Consider the following 19,619-nt stretch of genomic DNA (forward strand, 5'->3'; position numbering starts at 1 on the left):
AAGATGGCCGCGTGGCAAGACGCCCCCGCACCGTCGGCCCCACCGCCGAGGACCCGGCCTTCAGCCCGCAGCACGCCCTCGAGTTGGTGCGCTCCGCCGTTCCGCCCGTCCACCCGGCCGGCCGGCCGTTCATCGCCGCCGGCCTGGCGACCGCCCTCGCCGGCCGCCACCACCGCTGGGTGCGCCGGGCGGGCTTGCTGGCCGCCGGTGCCTGCGCGGGGTTCTTCCGTCACCCCAAGCGGGTGCCGCCCACCCGGCCCGGCGCCGTCGTGGCGCCCGCCGACGGCGAGATCTGCGTGATCGACTCGGCGGCCCCGCCCGCCGAATTGAGCATGGGCGACGCCCCGTTGCCGCGGGTCAGCATCTTCCTGTCGCTGCTGGACGCCCACGTGCAGCGGGCCCCGGTGAGCGGCGAGGTGATCGCGGTGCAGCACACGCCGGGCCGGTTCGGGTCGGCCGACCTGGCCGCGGCGAGCACCGAAAACGAGCGCACCAGCCTGCGGATCCGGACCGACACCGGCGCCGACGTCGTGGCGGTGCAGATCGCGGGACTGCTGGCGCGCCGCATCATCTGCGACGCCCACGTCGGGGACAAGCTGACGATCGGTGAGACGTACGGCCTGATCCGGTTCGGCTCCCGGCTGGACACCTACCTGCCGCCCGGGACGGAACCGCTGGTCAAGGTCGGCCAGCGCGCGGTCGGCGGCGAGACCGTGTTGGCCGAACTGCCATGAGCGACAAGCCCCGCGGCAGGCGGGCGGTGAACCTGCAGATCCTGCCCAGCGCGATGACGGTGCTGTCCATCTGCGCGGGGCTGACCTCCATCCGGTTTGCCCTGTTGCACCAGCCGGTGCCCGCGATGGCGCTGATCGTCGCCGCCGCGATCCTCGATGGGCTCGACGGCCGGGTGGCCCGCATGCTCGACGCCCAGTCGCGGATGGGCGCGGAGATCGACTCGCTGGCCGACGCGGTGAATTTCGGGGTGACGCCCGCGCTGGTGCTCTACGTGTGGATGCTGTCGAAGTGGCCGATCGGTTGGGTGGTGGTGCTGCTGTACGCGGTGTGCGTCGTGCTGCGACTGGCGCGCTACAACGCGCTGGCCGACGACGGCAATCAGCCCGCCTACGCGCACGAATTCTTCGTCGGGATGCCCGCGCCCGCGGGCGCCATCTCGATGATCGGCCTGATGGGGCTCAAACTGCAGTTCGGTGAGGGCTGGTGGACCTCGGTGTGGTTCCTGTGCATCTGGGTGACCGGGACGTCGATGCTCATGGTCAGCGGGATCCCGATGAAAAAGATGCACGCGGTGCGGGTTCCGCCGAACTACGCCACCGCGGTGCTGCTGGTGCTGGTGATCTTCGCCGCCGCCGCGGTGTTGCAGCCCTTCATCACGATCTGGGTGATCATCGTCGCCTACCTGTGCCACGTCCCGTTCGCCGTCCGCAACAAGCGCTGGCTGGACAGGCATCCCGAGGTGTGGGGCGATCAGCCCAAGCAGCAGCGCGCCGTGCGGCGCGCGAACCGCCGGGCGCAGCCGAGCCGCCGGTCCATGACGCGGTTGGGGCTGCGGAAGCCGAGCGGGCGCCTGCGATGATCCCGGCCTCCGGCGAGGCCCGTCAGCTCACCCTCACCGCACGGCTCAATACCTCCGCCGTCGACTCGCGCCGCGGCGTCGTCCGGCTGCATCCGAATGCCATTGCGGCCCTGGGCATCCGGGAATGGGACGCGGTGTCGCTCACCGGGTCGCGGACGACGGCGGCGGTCGCGGGCCTGGCCGGCCCGGACACCCCGGTCGGCATCGTGCTGCTCGACGATGTGACGCTGTCCAACGCCGGGTTGCGGGAGGGCACCGCGGTGATCATCAGCGCGGTCACGGTCTACGGCGCGCGGTCGGTGACGCTGTCCGGCTCGTCGATGGCCGCCAACTCGATCACGCCGGTGACGCTGCGGCAGGCGTTGCTGGGCAAGGTGATGACCGTCGGCGACGCCGTGTCGCTGCTCCCCCGCGATCTCGGGCCCGGGACCTCCACGTCGGCGGCCACCCGCGCGCTGGCGGCCTCGGTCGGGATCAGCTGGACCTCGGAGCTGCTGACCGTCACCGGCGTCGATCCCGAGGGACCGGTCAGCGTGCAGCCGAATTCGTTGGTCAGCTGGGGAACCGGGGTCCCGGCCGGGATTGCCGGGTCGCACGAACAGCTGACCACCGGCACGCCGGAGATCCTCATGGAGGAGCTGAAGGGCTCGCAGCCGCAGGCCGCCAAGCTCGCCGAATGGCTCAAGCTCGCGCTCGACGAACCGCACCTGCTGCAGAGCCTGGGCGCCGGCACCAACCTCGGGGTGCTGGTGTCGGGCCCGGCCGGCGTGGGCAAGGTGACGCTGGTGCGCGCGGTGTGCGACGGGCGCAGGCGGATCGAGCTCGACGGCCCCGAGGTCGGCGCGCTGGCCGCCGACGATCGGCTGAAAGCCGTTGCCGCGGCGGTGCAAAGGGTCCGCGACGGCGGCGGCGTCCTGCTGATCGCCGACGTCGACGCGCTGTTGCCCGCCACCGCCGAGCCGGTGGCCGCACTGATCCTGGGCGAGCTGCGCACCGCCGTCGCCACCGGCGGCGTCGCGTTGATCGCCACCTCCGCACACCCCGAACAGCTCGACGCGAGGCTGCGCGCGCCCGACCTGTGCGACCGCGAGCTGGGCCTGCCGCTCCCCGACGGAGGAACCCGCAAGGCGCTGCTGGAGGCGCTGCTCAAGCCGGTGCCCACCGGAGATCTGCGGCTCGACGAGATCGCCGCCCGCACACCGGGTTTCGTCGTCGCGGACCTCGCCGCCCTGGTGCGCGAGGCCGCGCTGCGGGCGGCGTCCCGGGCCAGCGCCGACGGCCAACCGCCCAAGCTGAGCCAGGACGACCTCGTCGGCGCGCTGACCGTCATCCGGCCGCTGTCCCGTTCGGCCAGTGAGGAATTGACCGTCGGGAACGTCACGCTCGACGACGTGGGCGACATGGCCGAGGCCAGGCAGGCCCTGACGGAGGCGGTGTTGTGGCCCCTGCAGCATCCCGACACGTTCGCCCGGCTGGGCGTCGACCCGCCGCGGGGGGTGCTGCTGTACGGCCCGCCCGGGTGCGGCAAGACGTTCGTGGTGCGCGCCCTGGCCAGCACCGGCCAGCTGTCCGTGCACGCCGTCAAGGGTTCCGAACTGATGGATAAGTGGGTGGGCAGCTCGGAAAAGGCGGTGCGCGAACTGTTTCGGCGGGCCCGGGACTCGGCGCCGTCGCTGGTGTTCCTCGACGAGGTGGACGCGCTGGCGCCGCGGCGCGGGCAGAGCTTCGACTCCGGCGTGACCGACCGGGTGGTGGCCGCGCTGCTGACCGAGCTGGACGGGATTGACCCGCTACGCGACGTGGTGGTGCTGGGCGCCACCAACCGGCCCGACCTGATCGACCCCGCGCTGCTGCGGCCCGGGCGGCTGGAGCGGCTGGTGTTCGTCGACCCGCCCGACGCCGCGGCCCGCGGCGAAATCCTGCGTACCGCAGGCAAATCCATTCCGCTGAGCGACGACGTCGACCTCGACGAGGTGGCCGCCGGGCTCGACGGCTACAGCGCCGCCGACTGCGTGGCCCTGCTGCGGGAGGCCGCGCTCACCGCCATGCGGCGATCTATCGACGCCTCGGACGTCACCGCCGCCGACCTCGCGGCGGCCCGCAAGACCGTGCGCCCGTCGCTGGATCCCGCGCAGGTGGACGCGCTACGCGCGTTCGCGAAAGCTCTCTAGCACCGCCCGCGCCGCGGCCGCGACGTCGGCCTCCAGCCATCTAGGCATCGGCTCGTCGTGCGCATGCCGGCGCACCACCGCGTAGGGCAGGTCGGCGACCGCCCGCGCGACGGCATCGACCGATCGCCTGTCACCGCGCCCATACAGTTGCTTCGCCAGGGTCGCGACCCGCGCGCTCAGCGGCGCATTCATGGCGGCGAGCGTCTCCCGGAACGCCGCATCCGGCTCACCGTCGAGCAGGTCGGCGGGGCGGATCGTCAGCAACAGCCGGGCGTCGTCGGGCAGTTCGCGCGCGAAAGCGATGCCGGCCACGGCCATCGCCACCGCGGTGTCTTCGGCGGCGGCGCCGTCGGCGGCCATCGCCCGCGCCTGAAACCGTTCCAGCGCCCGCAGCCACGCCGCCGTCAGGATGCCGTCGCGATTGCCGAACCGGTGATACAGCGTGCCCGCGGGCGCGCCGCTCGCCTTCGAAATCGCCGCGACGCTGGCGGCGCGCGGCCCGCCGTCGAGCACGAGCGCGCGGGCCGCGTCGAGGATCACATCGGTTTCGTGCTTCCGCGGTGGGGCCATGATCTAGTACAGTCCTTCTATATGGAACGATTACCCTATATTGATGAGCATGCCATAACCGTCGACGCGAGTCGCGAAGACACGTGGTCGGCACTGCTGCGGGTGATGTGCCGCGACCCGCATGACCCGGCGACCGTCTCGACCGGGTTCGTGTTGGACGAGGCGCGGGCGCCCGCGCGGTTCGCGCTGGAAGGCCGCCACCCGTTCGCGGTATATCGCTGGGTGTTCGAGTTGGAGGCCGAGTCGGGACACCGCACCCGGCTGCGCGCGCTCACCTGGGCCGCCTTCCCCGGCATCCACGGCAAGGTCTATCGCGCGCTCGTCATCGGCACCGGCGGTCACCGCGTCGCGGTGCGATGGACGTTGCAGCGCATCGCGGTGGCGGCGACCGGAGCCGATTACACCGACGTCTTCGAAGTGCCGATGGCTCAGGGTGATTCGCGCACCGTCGAACAGGCGTTCCGCGACGCGGTGGGCGATCGACCGGGCTCAGGCGGACGGCTGGTGCTCTGGGTTCACCGCCACGTCCTGAGATTTCGGCTGGGCCCGTATTCCTCGCCCCGGCACATCATCGGCTGGCCGATCACGCGTTCGGATCGCGACGAGGTCGTGCTGACGACGGGCGGGCCGCTCATGCGCGGCGAGCTGACGCTGCGCCGCCAGGACGGCCGGGCCGCGCTCACGACCCGCGTGCAGTACGCCCACAAGATCGCCGCCCGGGCGGTCTGGGCCGTGGTCGGACCGCTGCACCGCGACGTGGCACCGCAACTGGTGAAACGCATTGCCGCACACGCTTGAACCGTTTGGCTAGTTCGTTCGTGACCACGTAGCTGTAACCCGGACGCCTACTAAACGGCATGGAGAAGCGATGATCACGGCAGCGCCGACGACGCGCGTCATGATGGTGGCGATCCTGGTGTCGACGGTCGTCTTCCTCGACGGCACCGTCGTGAATCTGGCCCTGCCGGCCACGGCGCGCGAGCTGGGCGGGGGCATGTGCTCGCAGCAGTGGGTCGTCGACGGTTACCTGCTGGCCGTGGCGGCCATGGTGCTGCCGGGCGGCGCCATCTCGGATCTGTTCGGTCGCATCCCGGTGCTGCGCTTCGGCCTGGCGGCCTTCGGGGCGGGTTCGGTGCTGGCGGCCACCGCGGGCACCCCGGCCGTGCTGATCGCCGGCCGCCTGGTCCAGGGGCTCGGCGGCGCGTTCCTGGTGCCCGGATCGCTGGCACTGATCAACTCGACGTTCGACCCCGCGCACCGGCCCGCGGCGATCGGGTCGTGGACCGCCTGGACCAGCACCGCCTTCGCGGTGGGGCCGCTGCTGGGCGGGCTCGCCGTGGACTTCCTGAACTGGCGCTGGATCTACGTCCTGTCCGCGATCCCGATGGCCGTCGGTTTCGCGCTGACGTTTTCGCTGCCTCGGCTGCCCGCACCCGCCGACCGCGCCCGCGTCGATGTCGCCGGTGCCGCCCTGTCGGCGGTCGGACTGGCCGCCACGGTGTACGCGCTGATCGAACAGGGTCGCCGGGGCTGGGGCGACCCCCTGGTCCGGGCCGCGCTGGCGGTGGGGATCGCGGCCTTGATGGCGTTCGTGGCCTGGCAGCGTCGCACGCCGCACGCGATGGTGCCGCTCAGCCTGTTCGCGACCCGCAACTTCGCCGGAGCCAACATGGTCACCGCGTTCGTCTACGGCGGCATCACAATGGGCTCGCTGGCCCTCGGCCTGTACCTGCAAGAGGTCGCGGGGTATTCGGCCACCGCCGCGGGCCTGACGACCCTGCCCAGCCCGATCATGTCGTTTGTATTCGCCCGCGGCGTCGGAGGATTGGCCGCCCGGCTCGGGCATCGGGTCTTCCTGATCGTCGGTCCGGCGCTGGCCGGATTGGGACTGCTGCTGATTCGCCCCACCGCGCACGGATTCCACCTCATCTCAGACGTGCTGCCCGGCCGGATGCTGCTGGCCGTCGGCATGGTCCTGGCCATCACTCCGCTGACCGCGGTCAACCTGTCCGCCGTCAAGTCCGCGCACAGCGGGATCGCGGCCGCCATCCAGAACGCGACGGGGCGCACCTCCGCGCTGATCGCCGTGGCATGCGTGGGATTGATCACCGCCAACCGGCTGACGGATGCCAGCTTCACCCGCCTGCTGGAGGTCAGCGCGGCATTGTTCTTCGTGGGCGCCGTCATCGGTGGCCTCGGCATCCGAGACGCGGCCGCACCCGCGGAGCCCGCTCGCGACCCGAGGACGTTTGCGCTTCACCCCGCACGCTAGCGCTACTGTCATCGAGCATGACGCAACGTCCCACCGCCCTGCAGGTCGTCGACGGAATCGACCTGTCGGGCAAGGCCTGTGTGATCACCGGCGCCTCCTCCGGCTTGGGCCGCGAGTCCGCACGGGCGCTGGCCGTCGCCGGCGCGCACGTCGTCCTGGCCGCACGCAACGCCGACGCCCTGGCCCAGACGGCCCGGTGGATAGCGGGCGAGGCTCCCGGCGCGCGGATCTCGGCGGTGCCGCTCGACCTCACCGCGTTGGACAGCGTCCGGGCGGCGGCGAGCGCGATCGGCGACATCGCACCGTCCATCGACGTCCTGATGAACAACGCCGGCGTCATGTTCACGCCCTTCGGCCGGACCCGCGATGGTTTCGAAACCCAGATCGGCACAAACCATTTCGGGCACTTCGAGCTCACCCGCCTGCTCGTCGCGCAACTGGCCGCCGCGGGGGCCGCGCGCATCGTCACCCTGTCCTCGGGAGGCCACGTCATGGGTGACGTCGACTTCGACGACCCCAACTGGGAAAGCAGGGAATACGACAAGTTCGTCGCATACGGCGCGTCCAAGACCGCGAACATCCTGCACGCGAAAGAGGCGGACCGGCGGCTGCGGGAGTCGGGAATCCGCGCCTACGCCGTGCACCCCGGCACCGTGGCAACGTCCCTGGCGCGCTACATGTCCCGCGCCGACTTCGCCCGGCTGCGCGAGATGGCCGCCGCCCGCGCCGGTGCCCTCGACCTCGTCACACCGGAGCAGGGCGCGGCCACCCAGGTGTGGGCGGCGGTCAGCCCGGAGCTGGCGGGCAAGGGCGCGTTGTACCTGGAAGAGTGCCGCATCAGCGACGCGGTCGCGCCCTACGCGCGCGACGAGCAGCGCGCGGCGGACTGGTGGGTCCTTTCCGAAAAGTGGTGTGACCGAGCGTGAATCGAGTGTGCACCTAGGCATTCGAGTGTGTATGTGGGGCGGGATTTTGACCGAATTCCCGCCGTGGGTTCACATTCAAGTGCGCCACCGCACACTCGGCGATCGCGCCTGGCGCTCACGGCTCCGGCAGTTCCCGCCAGTCGGCCGAAAGCCGCGAGCTGAACCGCGGTGGCCGGCGATCCAGGAATGCGCTGACCCCCTCGCGGGCGTCGGCGGTGCCCATCACGCGGTGGTGCAGCTGGGTTTCCAGCGACGCGACCTGCCGCGGAGTGTATTTGTTGATCGCGCTGCCCCACAGCAGCCGCTTGCACAACGCCGCCGACATCGGGGCCACGTGGGCCGCGATGTCGCGGGCCATTTCCAGGGCATGGTCGAGGACCCGCTCCGCGGGCAGCGCCCGATTCGCGACGCCGAGCGCCACCGCCTCGGCGCCGGTGAATGTGCGCCCCGTCAGCAACAATTCGGCGGCCACGCCCAGCGTGGCCAGATGCGCCAGTGTCCAGTGCGACATGCAGTCGGGGATCACTCCCCGGCGCACTTGCACCACACCGTATTTGGCGTCTTCGGCGACGATGCGGATGTCGGCCTGCAGCGCGATCGTCAGGCCGATGCCGATGGCGTGGCCGTTGAGCGCGGCGATCACCGGCTTGCGCAATTCGAACGCGGCCGGGTCGATCGGCGACGCCGAGAACCCGCTGTCGTCCGCCGGGGAATCGAACGGCGAGATGTTGCCCGAGAAATCCGCTCCCGCGCAGAAGGCGCGGCCCGCCCCGGTCACGACGAGGGCGCGGACGGCGTCGTCACCGTCGCAGTCCCGGTAGGCCCGGCTCAGCAGCCTGCCCATGTCGGCGGTGTAGGCGTTGAGATGGTCGGGGCGATTCAGCGTCAGCACCGCCACGCCCTCGTTGATGTCGACAGTCACGTCGGCGCTCATCGCGTTGCCCCCTATTCGGACAGCTGGAACTCCACCATGTCGGCAAGCGCGTCCACGGCGTCGCCGAGCGCCGCGTATCGATCGGCGGCCGACGGCGCCGACAGCACGCTGTAACGATCGGCCGTGCCGATCGGGATGCGCGACGCCAACGTGAACAACCGTTGCCCGGGATCGGCCTCTGCGCAACCCAGGAGCTCGTCGCGCTCCGGCAGCCGGGCTTCGCGGGCCGCGGCGATCCGCTCGAACAACGCCATCACGCGGTCCTCGAGGTCGACCAGCTGCGCGGCGGTCACCGGCTCCCCCGGCTCGTCCGGCCACCGGGTCACCGTCGCGCGCGGGTACGGATCGTCGGGCAGCCACTCGCGCACCCGGATCCGCTCGCCGGTCCGGCAGCGCAACGCGTATCGGCCCCCACCGAGGTCGGCGTGTTCGGCGATCCGGGACAGCACGCCGACGTCGCAGCGCGCGTCGCCGCCGCCGACCTCGCGGCCCCGCGCGATCAGCACGACGCCGAACGGCTCGTCGCCGTCGATGCAGCGCCGCACCAGCGCCCCGTAGCGGGGCTCGAAGATGCGCAACGGCAGCTCCTGCCCGGGCAGCACCGCCGACTCGAGCGGGAACATGGCCCGCTCAAGGGATTTAGTGTCCGCCATCAGATGTCCAGCTCGGCAACCAGCGCGTCGACGACCGCGCGCAGGTCGCCGTCGTGTTCCTCGGCCACCCGCCGCTGGCGCTGATACGACGCGCCGTGGGCCGCGATGTCGGCCACCGCGCGCAGCTCGTCGACACACTGCAGCGACGTGGCGACCGGCTCCAGCCGGGTCAGCACGTCGTCGAGGTCGTCGGTGACCAGCCGCTCGTTGCTCTCGGCGTCCAGGATGATCACCGCGTCCAGGCCGTAGCGGGCGGCGCGCCACTTGTTCTCCTGCACGTGCCAGGGCGGCATGGTGGGCAGCGTCTCGCCGGCGTCGAGCCTGCGGTCCAGGTCGACGATCAGGCAATGCGTCAAGGCGACCAACGCCCCGAGCTCGCGCAGGTTGGACACGCCGTCACAGACCCGCACCTCGAGCGTGCCGAGGTGCGGTGAAGGCCTGATGTCCCAACGGATTTCGTCCATGTGGTCGATGATGCCGGTCTTCTTCTGGTCGTGCACGAAGCCCTCGAACTCCGACCACCTCTGGAAGTGAAACGGCAACCCGGCGGTCGGCAGCTGCTGGAACATCATCGCGCGGTTGCTGGCGTATCCGGTGTCCTCACCGCCCCACCACGGCGACGACGCAGACAGCGCCAACAGGTGCGGGTAGTACTTCAGCAGCGAGGTCATGATCGGCATCGCCTTGTTCGCCGACGAGATCCCGACGTGGACGTGCACGCCCCAGATCATCATCTGGCGGCCCCACCACTGGGTGCGCTTGATCAGCTCGGCGTAGCGCGGGGCGTCCGTCAGCTTCTGGGCGGACCACCGGGCGAAAGGATGGGTGCCCGCGCAGAACAGCTCCATGCCGCGGTCGCGGACGACCTGGCGGGCCGGGCGCAGGGTCTCGCCCAGGTCTTCCATCGCCTGCGCGGTGCAGTCACAGATGCCGCTGACCACCTCGACGGTGTTGCGCAGCAATTCCTTGTGCACGCGCGGGTTTTCGCCGATCTCGGCGATGACCGCGGTGGCCTCGTTGCTCAGGTCGCGGGTCTGCGCGTCGACGAGCGCGAACTCCCACTCCACGCCGATGGTCGGCCGTGGGGACGGCGCGAAATCGATGCGGGTTCGCGACCTGCTAGCCGGCGCCGATGACACCGCACGCCACCCGCTTGCCGGCGTCACCGGTCGTCATCGTCATCTGGTCGGGACCCGGCGCCCCGTTGGTCTGGCTGTAGCGCTCCGGCGGGATGTTGGCGAAGTTGTCGGCGCCGGCGTGGATGACGATCGCCGTCTTCTCGCCGGTCGTCAGGTCCTCCATGGCGAACGCGTCCGTGGTGGTCACCAGCATGCCGACGCCGTCCTTGCGGACCTGAAGCGACGTCAGGTCGCCGCTGGCCGGCTCGGCGGAATGCCCGGGCGCCTGGAAGTGGCCGCCGGCGGACAGGAAGTCGCCGGGCGCGCCGCCGGTCGGGGCCGTCGAGTTGGGCTCGCACTTACCCACCTTGTGGATGTGCACCCCGTGGAACCCGGGCGTCAGGTGACCCGGGCCCGACGTCGCGATGGTGATGGTGGCGTAGCCGTTGCTGAAATCGAACTTCGCGGTCGCGACCTGGGTGCCGTCGGGCGTCTTGAGTTGGGTGGTCAGGCTCTGCCCCGCGGGCTGCTGCTCGGCGCCGTCGGTGCCCGACGTGGGCGACGGCGCGCTCGCTCCGGTCCAAATCGCCGGCGTGGTGCCGGGAACCGTCGACGCGTGCTGGGGCGACGAGCAGGCACCCACCAGCGCGACACAGGCTCCCGCAGCGAGCGCGGACGTGATGACGGCAGCGACATTGCGGTGCTTAGGCATAGCGGAAAGCCTAGCCGGACGGCATCCGAAATTGGAGCAGCGCCGACGTCAGCCCGTCACCAGGACGATGACGCCGGGCGGCTGGCCGTTGAGCGCCGGAATCCTCGGCTGGACGGGCGCTCCCAGGTTTTTGCCCACCGCGTCGGCGGTGGCGTGCTCGCCGTCGGCGTCGGTGTAGTAGACCGTGGTGACCGGCACATCCGACATCGGCAGGTTGCCGACGTCGGCCACCTTGAAACCCGCGGACGTGAGCTGATCCTTGGTGCGCGCGGCGACGCCCTCTCTATTGGAGATGTTGTACACGCGAACCTCGGCCTGGTTGGCCGGGGCGGCGCTGGTGGTCGCCGGCGAGGTGACGCTGCTGGTCGCGCTGGAGACGGCCGACGCCGAGTCGTCGTCGGACTTTCCGGAGGAGCTCAACGCCTGCCAGCCGAGCAGCAGGAAGATGACGCCCAGGAACAGCAGCACCATCACCATGGCCCGGAGGGGCAGCCCCGTGGAGTCGGGAACGCGCTCTTTCATCGAGCCCACTGTAGCGAGTTAGGTCACCTCGAAGCCGAGGCGGCGGGCGGCCCGCGCCTTTTGCCGGCTGGCGCGCAGCCGGCGCAGCCGCTTCACCAGCATCGGGTCGGCGGCCAGCGCCTCGGGTCGATCGACTAACGCGTTGAGCACCTGGTAGTACCGCGTCGCCGACATCGAGAACAGCTCCTTGATGGCGTCTTCCTTGACCCCGGCGTACTTCCACCACTGGCGTTCGAACGCCAGGATGTCGTGTTCACGGCGGGTGAGGCCATCGGCGATGTCAGCGTCGTCCCCCGATCGATTAGCCCGCGCCATGGCGCTGTCCATATCGCTTCCCCTGGACCCTTCCGGCGATGCTCAACGTGTTCGAATGACTCATAAATAGGGGCATGTTTCGGCGAATATTGAACCACGCCGCGAACCCTCAAGCCGTAATGCAGACCCGCGAGTCGGCCGATTGGCCGCGATTGGCCCCGGCTCCCGGGAAGGGGAGCCATCGCCGCGCATAAGCTTGCCGACCATGGCAGTCGTACCCATCCGCATCGTGGGAGATCCCGTCCTGCACACCCCGACGGCGCCGGTTTCCGTCGCCGCCGACGGTTCGCTGCCGGCCGACCTGCCCGAGTTGATCGCCACCATGTACGACACGATGGACGCCGCGCACGGCGTCGGCCTGGCCGCCAACCAGATCGGATACGGGCTGCGGCTGTTCGTCTACGACTGCGCCGAAGACCGCGGCCTGACCGACCGCCAACGCGGCGTCGTCATCAACCCGGTGCTGGAAACCTCCGACATACCCGAGACCATGCCCGACCCCGGCACCGACGAAGAGGGCTGCCTGTCGGTCCCGGGCGAGTCGTTCCCCACCGGCCGCGCGAAGTGGGCGCGGGTCACCGGGCTCGACGCCGACGGCAACCCGATCACCATCGAGGGCACCGGCCTGTTCGCGCGGATGCTGCAGCACGAAACCGGCCACCTGGACGGCTTCCTCTACCTGGACCGCCTCATCGGCCGGTACGCCCGCAGCGCCAAACGGGCCGTGAAGTCACACGGTTGGGGCGTTCCGGGACTGTCGTGGCTACCGGGCGAGGGGCCGGACCCGTTCGGGCACTGATGGTTTCGTGGCCCGACCTGGGCACCCGGGTGACGGTCCGCTACCGGCGCCCCGCCGGGTCGGTCCCGCCGCTGACCGATGCCGTCGGACACCTGATGTCGGTCGATCCGCTGGTGCGGGTGCGGACGAAAACGGGTGCGGTCGTCGAGTTCGCGCCCGCCGATGTGGTCGCGCTGCGGGCGCTGACCGACGCACCGGTGCGCACCTCCGACATCCGGGCGCTCGAGCACGCGGCCGCCGCGGCCTGGCCCGGCGCCGAGCACACCTGGCTGGACGGCTGGCTGCTGCGGGCCGGGCAAGGGGCCGAGCCGGCCACCAATTCGGCCATGCCACTGGATATTTCGGCCCGTATCACCGCGATTCCCGAGATCGTGGCCTGGTATGAGCGCCGCGACCTGACGCCGCGGCTGGCCATTCCCGAGCGCCTGCTGGCGCTCCCGCCGGAGGTCGCGGTCGAGCTCACGGAGCGGGTCCTGGTAGGCGACCTCGCGGGCGTCACGTCCGGGCAACGGGACGGCGGGACCTGGCGCGCGGCGGTGACCGACGCGCCGGACGGCACCAGGTGGCTGGGCCTGTCCCCCATCGGGGCCGGCGCCGAGCAAGCCGAGACCGGCCCGTTCGCGGCGCTGCTGGCGTGGGGCGCGGATCGCGGCGCGACCCGCGCCTACCTGGTTGCCGGCCACACCACCGGGGTTCCCGAATCACTGGGCTTCCGGCTGCACCACCGTCGCCGCTACGTGCGGGCGCGACGACTCGATAGCGTCTAGCCCATGATTGATGGCGGCGACCCGCAGCGCCCGGCTTCGCCGCGCTTGCGATCGACGCTGCGGCTGGCCACCTGGAACGTGAATTCGATCCGCACCCGCCTGGACCGCGTCCTGGACTGGCTGGGCCGCGCGGACGTCGACGTGTTGGCCATGCAGGAGACCAAGTGCTCCGACAGCCAGTTCCCCACCCTGCCGTTCTTCGAACTCGGCTACGAGGTCGCCCACGTCGGCTTCAATCAGTGGAACGGCGTAGCCATCGCCTCCCGCGTCGGCATCGACGACGTGCAGGTCGGCTTCGAAGGCCAGCCCACCTGGAGCAGCAAGCCCGAGGTGGCCGCCACGGCCGAGGCGCGCGCACTGGGCGCCACCTGCGGCGGCATCCGGGTGTGGAGCCTGTACGTGCCCAACGGCCGCGCCCTGGGCGATCCGCACTACACCTACAAGCTGAATTGGCTTGCCGCGCTGCGGGATACGGCAGCCGGCTGGCTGCGCGAAGATCCGGCCGCCCCGATCGCGCTGGTCGGCGACTGGAACATCGCCCCGACGGACGAAGACGTGTGGAGCACCGAGTTCTATGCCGGCGCCACGCACGTCTCCCCGCCGGAGCGCCGCGCGTTCGACGCCATCGTCGATGCGCAATTCACCGACGTGGTAAGGCCTTTCACCCCGGGCCCGGCGGTCTACACCTACTGGGACTACACCCAGCTGAGGTTCCCGAAGAACCGGGGCATGCGGATCGACTTCATCCTCGCCTCACCGGCGCTGGCCGGCCGCGTCACCGCCGCCCAGATCGCCCGGGACGAACGCAAGGGCAAGGCGCCGAGCGATCACGCGCCGGTGCTGATCGATGTGAGGGGCATTTGAGCCCGGTCTGAAAGTTTCTCGTTGTACGCGCGTTTGTAACGTGGCAGGCTTTCGCTATCGAGCACGAATTCGTTGTTGCTGTTAACTTTGCGTTCAACGGGTACGCAGGTACCGCGCGGTTCCGAGCGAGAGCGACTAGATACCAAGGAGTCATCATGGGTGTCGTCGGCGGGGCAGTCCGCAACGTGGGCAAAACCGTGGGTCGCGCGGCGGACGCGACCACCGCGGCAGCGGGTGCTGTCGGCGGCGCCGCGGTCAATGGAGTCGTCGGCGGCGTAACGGGAGCCGCGGAGGGCATCAAGCGCGGAATCAGCAGCGGCAGCCATTCGACGCCGGCCGCGGCGTTGGCATTGGGCGCGATCGGCGTCGCGGGCCTGGTCGAGTGGCCGGTTTTGCTGGCCGTCGGCGGCGGCGCGCTGTTGCTGCACCGGATGCAGCGCAAGCCCGAGGGTCCGGCCCCGACGAAGGCCAACCTCAAGCCGGTGCCCTCCGAACCCGCGCCTAAGAAGGTCACGCCCGCGAAGGCCGCCGGCAAGCCGGCCGCCAAGAAGGCGGCGGGGCGGCGTGCCGGTTCCGCCGAGCTGCGCAGCACCAACTGAGAACCGTCTGAGCCGCCCTTGAGCATTGTCACGTCGTTACAACGATCGACGCCGCTGCGGGCGCTCACGACAGTCTTGGACATCGCGGCGATTCCGCTGCGCGAAGGCGCCCGGGCGCTCACCGGCGACCTGCCCCACGAAACGCTGAGCCGGCGCTGCTGGCGGGGCGAGAGCCGCGCCTGGATCGAGGTGCGCGGCCTGGACGGCGCGGACCCCGGTGAACTTGGAGTCGCCGTGCTCGACGCGGTCCTGGCCCACCCCGGCGTCACCTCGGCCAGCCTGAATCACCCCTTGTCGCGGGTCGTCGTCGCCCTCGGTGATGGGGACGCCTCGCTGCGCGACCTTTGCCGGGCCATCGACGACGCCGAAAAGCGTTGCCGCGCACCGCACAAGGCCTCGGCGACCACCCTTCCGGGCGACGGCGTGGTGGCGGCCACCAGGGCCGTGACGCTGGCCGCCAATGCCGCGGGGCTGGGGGTCGCGCTGGCGGGCCGGGCGCTGCGCTGGCCACGGTTGCCCATCGGCGTCCAGGCGCCCATCGTGGCGCTGGACTACCAACCCTGGCTGCGGCGCATGCTCGAGGACCGCATCGGCGGGCCCGCGACGGACACGATGCTGACCCTGGCCATGGCTGCGGCCGAAACCGTCACGCTGGCCCCGGCGTCGCTGTCGGTCGGCCTGCTGATGCAGTCGCTGAAGGCCGCCGAGTGCCGGGCCGAGGCGCGGGCGTGGCGCAGGCACGAGCCCGAGCTGGCCCGCTACGCCGACCAACCGCCCGGCGACGCGTCGCCGCCGAGGCCGCCCCGCGCCCGAGCGGTGGAACGCAACGCCGGCCGTTTCGCGCTCGTCCAGGCGCTCGGCGCCGGGCTGGTCGGCGCCACCACCCGCAACCTGAACATGGCCGCCACCGCAGTGCTGGTGACCGCCCCCAAGGCCAGCCGCACCACCCCGGAGGCGTTCGCCGCGGCGCTCGGACGCGGATTGGCCGACCACCACGCGGTGCTGTCGCTGCGGCCCGACGCGCTGCGCCGCCTGGACCGCATCGACGCGATCGTGATCGACCCCCGCGTGTTGTGCACCACCGGGCTGCGGGTGGCGCGCATCCGCGGCGCCGACGAACTCGACCTGGCGGCGGCGTGGGACCGTGCCCAGCGGGTGCTGGAGCGCAACGGGCACCGGCCGGGCTGGCACCGGGTGCCCGGGGCGCCGGCCGGCGGACCGGGTTCGGCGGTTGAGGCGCTGTTTCGCCCGGGCCACGACCCCCTGGCCTCGGCCGTGGTCGCCGAGGCACACCGCACGGGAGCCGAGCTGGTCTCGGTCGACGTCGATTCGCTGGGCGAATTGCGGGCGGCGTTCGACGACTTGAGGCCGGTGCAGGGCGAGGGCTCCATCGACGACGCCCTGGCCCGCGCGGTGGCGGACCTGCGGCGGGACGGTCGCACCGTGGCGGTGCTGTCATCGCTTGGCGCGCAGGCGATTTCGGCCGCCGATGTGGCCCTCGGTGTGCTGCCGCAGCCCGGCGCGGGTCCGCCGGCGTGGTGCGCCGACCTGCTGCTGCCCGATCTCGCGGCGGCGTGGCGGGTGCTGCACGCTCTTCCGGCGGCCAAGGCCGCCACCCAGCGCGGCGCCGGGATCTCGGCGGGCGCGACGGCCATGGGTTCGCTGCTGATGATCCCGGGCATCCGCGGCCTGGGCCCGGGGCCGGTGACGACCGGCGCGGCCGCGGGCGCGATCTCCGGGTACCTGCTGGCGCGCGGGACGATGGCCGCGGACCCGCCGCGGCCGGCGTCCGTCCACGAGTGGCACGCGATGTCGGTCGATCAGGTGCGCAGGGCACTCCCGCCGGCCACCGACAGGGAGGCGGACGCCCCGCCGGCGGGGCGGGTCGACGCGCCCCCTCCCGCGGCCTGGCAGCTCCTCAAGGCCGTCCGCGCCGAGCTGACCGACCCGCTCACCCCGGTGCTGGCGCTCGGGTCGGCGGCCAGCGCGGTGCTCGGTTCGCCCGTCGACGCCGTCCTGGTCTTCTCGGTGCTGACCGGGAACTCGATCCTGGCGGCCAGCCAGCGGCTGCGCGCCGAGAACCGTTTGAACCGCCTCCTCGAGCAGCAGATCCCGCCGGCCAGGAAGGTCGGGACCGGTCCGGACGGCGAGCGGGTGTACACCGACGTCATCGCCGCGCAATTGCGCCCCGGCGACGTCATCGAGATCCGGACGCACGAGGTGGTGCCCGCCGACGCCCGGATCGTCGAGGAGGTCGACGTCGAGGTCGACGAGTCGACGCTCACGGGCGAGTCGCTGTCGGTGGAGAAGCAGGTCGACGCCACACCGGGCGCCGACCTCGCCGAGCGTCGCTGCATGCTGTACGCCGGGACCACGGTGGTGGCCGGCACCGCGGTCGCCCTGGTGACCGCGGTGGGCGCCGACACCCAGGAACGCCGGGCCGCCGAGCTGGTGGCCGGCGACCTGTCGTCGGATATCGGCCTGCAGCACCAGCTCAGCCAGCTCACGAACCGGGCCTTCCCGGTCAGCGTGGCCGGTGGCGCGCTGGTGGGCGGCCTGGGGCTGGTGCGCGGAACCGCGCTGCGCCAGGCGGTGGCCAGCGGCATCGCCATCGCCGTCGCGGCGGTTCCGGAGGGCATGCCGCTGGTGGCGACGCTGGCGCAGTCGGCGTCGGCGCGACGGCTGACCAAGTTCGGCGCGCTGGTCCGGGTGCCGCGCTCGGTGGAGGCGCTCGGCCGCATCGACGTGGTCTGCTTCGACAAGACCGGAACCCTCAGCGAGAACCGCCTGCGGGTGGCGCAGGTCCGCCCGGCGCCGGGGCACTCGCCCGAGGAGGTGCTGCGCGACGCGGCGCACGCCGCCCCGGCGGCCAACGGCAACCCGCAGGCGCACGCCACCGATGTCGCCATCGTCGAGGCGGCCAGGCGTTCGCTCAACGGCTCGACACCGGACGCCGAATCCGACGCTCACCTGCCGTTCCGCTCCGGGCGGTCGTTCTCCGCCTCCATCACCGGCACCGAGCTGACGGTCAAGGGCGCGCCCGAGGTGGTGCTGGCCGCCTGCGGCAACGTCGACAAGAGCGTCGAGGAAACGGTGTCCGAGCTGGCCACCGGCGGCCTGCGGGTGATCGCGGTGGCGCGGCGCGTGCTGACCGCGCAACAGGCCCGGGCGATCCAGGAAGATCCCGACGACATCGCGGATTTCTGCCGCGACGGGCTGACGCTGACGGGGTTCCTCGGCCTGTCGGACACCCCGCGCGCCGAGGCCGTCGGTCTGCTCGCGAATCTGCGCGACCAGGGGGTGGGCGTCAAGCTGATCACCGGCGACCACCCGATCACCGCCCTGGCCATCGCCCGGGAGCTGGGGCTGGCGGTGACCGACGAGCAGGTGATCAGCGGCGCCGAATGGGACGCGCTGTCGCGCAAGGACCAGGCGCGGGTCGTCACCGAGCGGGTCATTTTCGCCCGGATGACGCCCGAGAACAAGGTGCAGGTCGTGCAGACGCTCGAGGGTGCCGGGGTGCTCTGCGCGATGGTCGGCGACGGCTCCAACGACGCCGCCGCCATCCGGGCCGCCACCGTCGGCATCGGGGTGGTGGCGGGCGGCAGCGACCCCGCCCACCTGGCGGCCGACGTCGTCCTGGTCGACGCCCGCATCGAGGCGCTGGTGGAGGCGATCGCGGAGGGCCGCCAACTGTGGCAGCGGGTGCAGGCGGCCGTGTCGGTACTGCTCGGCGGCAACGCCGGGGAGGTGCTGTTCGCCGTCATCGGCAGCGCGATCACCGGCACGTCGCCGCTGAACACCCGGCAGCTGCTGCTGGTGAACATGATGACCGATGCGCTGCCGGCCGCCGCGCTTGCCGTCAGCGAGCCCAGCGGCCCGGTCGATTCGGGCCTGCGCGGCCCCGATCAGCCCGCGCTGTGGCGCGCCGTGGCGATCCGCGGGGTCACCACGGCCGCGGCGACGACGGCGGCGTGGGCGATGGCGAGCGTCACCGGCCGCCCGCAGCGGGCATCCACCGTGGCGCTGGTCGCGCTGGTGGGGGCCGAGTTGGGTCAAACGCTGCTGGATTCGCGCGCCCCGCTGGTGGTGCTCACCGCGGTGGGCTCGCTGGGCGCGATGGGAACGCTGATCAGCATCCCGGTGGTCAGCCAGTTGCTCGGCTGCACGCCGCTGGGTCCGGTCGGCTGGGGACAGGCCCTGGGCGCCGCCGCTGGTGCGACCGTCGCGGTAGCCGTTCTGAACCGTGTTGCGGAAGATTGGGGCACGCGGCTCCAGCCGGACACGCTGCCACCCGGACCTGAGCCGACGAACGGTGAGCCGCCCGATCGGAATGCCGAATCTCCACGACCCCGACCCGCCAGAGCAGCGCATAAAGTTCAACCAGTGGCACCTTCAGCACCGAGGCGATCGACGAAACTAGCGGATCACCCCCGAGGTCGGTCATCGTCGACATAGGTCCGACGTTGGCCGCACGACCGGGCGGGGCGGGAAACCCTTAGTTACTGGAAGGCAAATGATGGCGGAAAAGAAAACGCGCCGGGGGACCCCGCAGCGCGAGGCGGTCGAGAAGATCCGCGAGGGCGAAACCTTCGTGGTGAACGTGCCGGTGGTGGGGCAGGTGGAGATTCCGCGCCCGGAGCAATTGGCCTACTACGGCGGCCTGGCCGCGCTGGCCGCGTTCGAGCTCATCGACTGGCCGGTCGCCCTGGTCATCGCGGCCGGGCACGTCTTGGCGAGCAACCACCACAACAAGCTCCTCGAGGAGCTCGGCGAGGCGATGGAGGAGGCTTAGGCTGCCGT

At 71.6% G+C, this 19,619-nt stretch carries 19 protein-coding genes and 1 pseudogene; 12 read left to right on the forward strand and 8 right to left on the reverse strand.

Features of this window, described 5'->3' with window-relative positions; all coding sequences use genetic code 11:
- Positions 1 to 11: 11 nt before the first annotated feature.
- From A5787_RS00620 to A5787_RS00630, 3 genes are read left to right on the forward strand one after another with little or no spacing between them, the layout of a single operon-like run.
- Positions 12 to 734, forward strand: a complete 723-nt coding sequence (locus tag A5787_RS00620; RefSeq protein WP_082977001.1) for a phosphatidylserine decarboxylase — start codon at positions 12 to 14, stop codon at positions 732 to 734.
- On the forward strand, positions 731 to 1,594 hold the full coding sequence (gene pssA, locus A5787_RS00625) for a CDP-diacylglycerol--serine O-phosphatidyltransferase (protein ID WP_066960057.1): 864 nt from the start codon (positions 731 to 733) through the stop codon (positions 1,592 to 1,594). Before A5787_RS00620 ends, pssA begins: the two co-directional genes overlap by 4 nt.
- A complete protein-coding gene (locus A5787_RS00630; protein WP_066960060.1) occupies positions 1,591 to 3,765 on the forward strand; it encodes an AAA family ATPase in 2,175 nt (724 codons plus the stop codon). The genes pssA and A5787_RS00630 overlap by 4 nt, the downstream gene beginning before the upstream one ends.
- Here the strand turns inward: A5787_RS00630 and A5787_RS00635 are convergent.
- On the reverse strand, positions 3,739 to 4,335 hold the full coding sequence (locus A5787_RS00635) for a TetR/AcrR family transcriptional regulator (RefSeq protein ID WP_066960064.1): 597 nt from the start codon (positions 4,333 to 4,335) through the stop codon (positions 3,739 to 3,741). The genes A5787_RS00630 and A5787_RS00635 overlap by 27 nt on opposite strands.
- Positions 4,336 to 4,356: 21 nt before the next feature.
- On the opposite strand from A5787_RS00635, the gene A5787_RS00640 reads away from it, so the two are divergent.
- From A5787_RS00640 to A5787_RS00650, 3 genes are all read left to right on the forward strand, one after another.
- Positions 4,357 to 5,133: a DUF2867 domain-containing protein gene (locus tag A5787_RS00640; RefSeq protein ID WP_066960066.1), complete on the forward strand. Its 777-nt coding sequence runs from the start codon at positions 4,357 to 4,359 to the stop codon at positions 5,131 to 5,133.
- A 70-nt stretch (positions 5,134 to 5,203) separates the two neighbouring features.
- Positions 5,204 to 6,607 carry an MFS transporter gene (locus tag A5787_RS00645; protein WP_066960069.1) on the forward strand — a complete coding sequence of 468 codons (1,404 nt, stop codon included), beginning with the start codon at positions 5,204 to 5,206 and terminating at the stop codon, positions 6,605 to 6,607.
- Positions 6,608 to 6,624: 17 nt separating this feature from the next.
- The gene (locus tag A5787_RS00650; protein ID WP_066960072.1) at positions 6,625 to 7,533 is read left to right on the forward strand and encodes an SDR family NAD(P)-dependent oxidoreductase; all 909 of its coding nucleotides are present in this window, start codon (positions 6,625 to 6,627) and stop codon (positions 7,531 to 7,533) included.
- Positions 7,534 to 7,648: 115 nt separating this feature from the next.
- Here A5787_RS00650 and A5787_RS00655 read toward each other — a convergent pair whose 3' ends face one another.
- The 6 genes from A5787_RS00655 to A5787_RS00680 are packed head-to-tail and all read right to left on the reverse strand — an operon-like array spanning position 7,649 to position 11,799.
- Complete coding sequence (locus A5787_RS00655) at positions 7,649 to 8,467, reverse strand: enoyl-CoA hydratase-related protein (protein ID WP_066960074.1); 819 nt, start codon at positions 8,465 to 8,467, stop codon at positions 7,649 to 7,651.
- Positions 8,468 to 8,478: 11 nt separating this feature from the next.
- Positions 8,479 to 9,120: an LON peptidase substrate-binding domain-containing protein gene (locus A5787_RS00660; protein ID WP_066960077.1), complete on the reverse strand. Its 642-nt coding sequence runs from the start codon at positions 9,118 to 9,120 to the stop codon at positions 8,479 to 8,481.
- Entirely contained in the window at positions 9,120 to 10,259 is a 1,140-nt protein-coding gene (locus tag A5787_RS00665) for a glutamate--cysteine ligase (RefSeq protein ID WP_082977002.1), read from the reverse strand. The genes A5787_RS00660 and A5787_RS00665 overlap by 1 nt, the downstream gene beginning before the upstream one ends.
- The gene (locus A5787_RS00670) at positions 10,240 to 10,950 is read right to left on the reverse strand and encodes a superoxide dismutase family protein (RefSeq protein ID WP_066960083.1); all 711 of its coding nucleotides are present in this window, start codon (positions 10,948 to 10,950) and stop codon (positions 10,240 to 10,242) included. The genes A5787_RS00665 and A5787_RS00670 overlap by 20 nt, the downstream gene beginning before the upstream one ends.
- A gap of 48 nt (positions 10,951 to 10,998) precedes the next feature.
- Positions 10,999 to 11,472 (reverse strand): LytR C-terminal domain-containing protein, encoded by a 474-nt coding sequence (locus A5787_RS00675; protein ID WP_066960086.1) that lies wholly within the window; start codon positions 11,470 to 11,472, stop codon positions 10,999 to 11,001.
- A gap of 18 nt (positions 11,473 to 11,490) precedes the next feature.
- Positions 11,491 to 11,799: a DUF3263 domain-containing protein gene (locus tag A5787_RS00680; protein WP_066917645.1), complete on the reverse strand. Its 309-nt coding sequence runs from the start codon at positions 11,797 to 11,799 to the stop codon at positions 11,491 to 11,493.
- Between the two features lie 193 nt (positions 11,800 to 11,992).
- Here A5787_RS00680 and A5787_RS00685 point away from each other — a divergent pair, with 193 nt between their 5' ends.
- The 5 genes and pseudogenes from A5787_RS00685 to A5787_RS28445 all read left to right on the forward strand — a co-directional run.
- Entirely contained in the window at positions 11,993 to 12,586 is a 594-nt protein-coding gene (locus tag A5787_RS00685) for a peptide deformylase (RefSeq protein WP_066960089.1), read from the forward strand.
- Positions 12,586 to 13,353, forward strand: a complete 768-nt coding sequence (locus tag A5787_RS00690) for a GCN5 family acetyltransferase (protein WP_066960092.1) — start codon at positions 12,586 to 12,588, stop codon at positions 13,351 to 13,353. Before A5787_RS00685 ends, A5787_RS00690 begins: the two co-directional genes overlap by 1 nt.
- Positions 13,354 to 13,410: 57 nt before the next feature.
- Positions 13,411 to 14,217 (forward strand): exodeoxyribonuclease III, encoded by an 807-nt coding sequence (locus A5787_RS00695; RefSeq protein WP_197506928.1) that lies wholly within the window; start codon positions 13,411 to 13,413, stop codon positions 14,215 to 14,217.
- A 155-nt stretch (positions 14,218 to 14,372) separates the two neighbouring features.
- The gene (locus A5787_RS00700) at positions 14,373 to 14,816 is read left to right on the forward strand and encodes a hypothetical protein (RefSeq protein WP_066960097.1); all 444 of its coding nucleotides are present in this window, start codon (positions 14,373 to 14,375) and stop codon (positions 14,814 to 14,816) included.
- A gap of 1,809 nt (positions 14,817 to 16,625) precedes the next feature.
- Positions 16,626 to 18,998: pseudogene (locus A5787_RS28445) on the forward strand (cation-translocating P-type ATPase); the annotation flags it as partial.
- On the opposite strand, the gene A5787_RS28450 reads toward A5787_RS28445, so the two are convergent.
- On the reverse strand, positions 18,964 to 19,272 hold the full coding sequence (locus tag A5787_RS28450; protein ID WP_369829063.1) for an Rv1535 domain-containing protein: 309 nt from the start codon (positions 19,270 to 19,272) through the stop codon (positions 18,964 to 18,966). The pseudogene A5787_RS28445 and the gene A5787_RS28450 sit on opposite strands and share 35 nt — an antisense overlap.
- A gap of 63 nt (positions 19,273 to 19,335) precedes the next feature.
- On the opposite strand from A5787_RS28450, the gene A5787_RS00710 reads away from it, so the two are divergent.
- Positions 19,336 to 19,611 carry a hypothetical protein gene (locus A5787_RS00710; protein WP_156763697.1) on the forward strand — a complete coding sequence of 92 codons (276 nt, stop codon included), beginning with the start codon at positions 19,336 to 19,338 and terminating at the stop codon, positions 19,609 to 19,611.
- The last annotated feature ends 8 nt before the right edge of the window (positions 19,612 to 19,619 follow it).

Origin of the sequence: Mycobacterium sp. 852002-50816_SCH5313054-b (assembly GCF_001667185.1) — a bacterium.
GTDB lineage: Bacteria > Actinomycetota > Actinomycetes > Mycobacteriales > Mycobacteriaceae > Mycobacterium.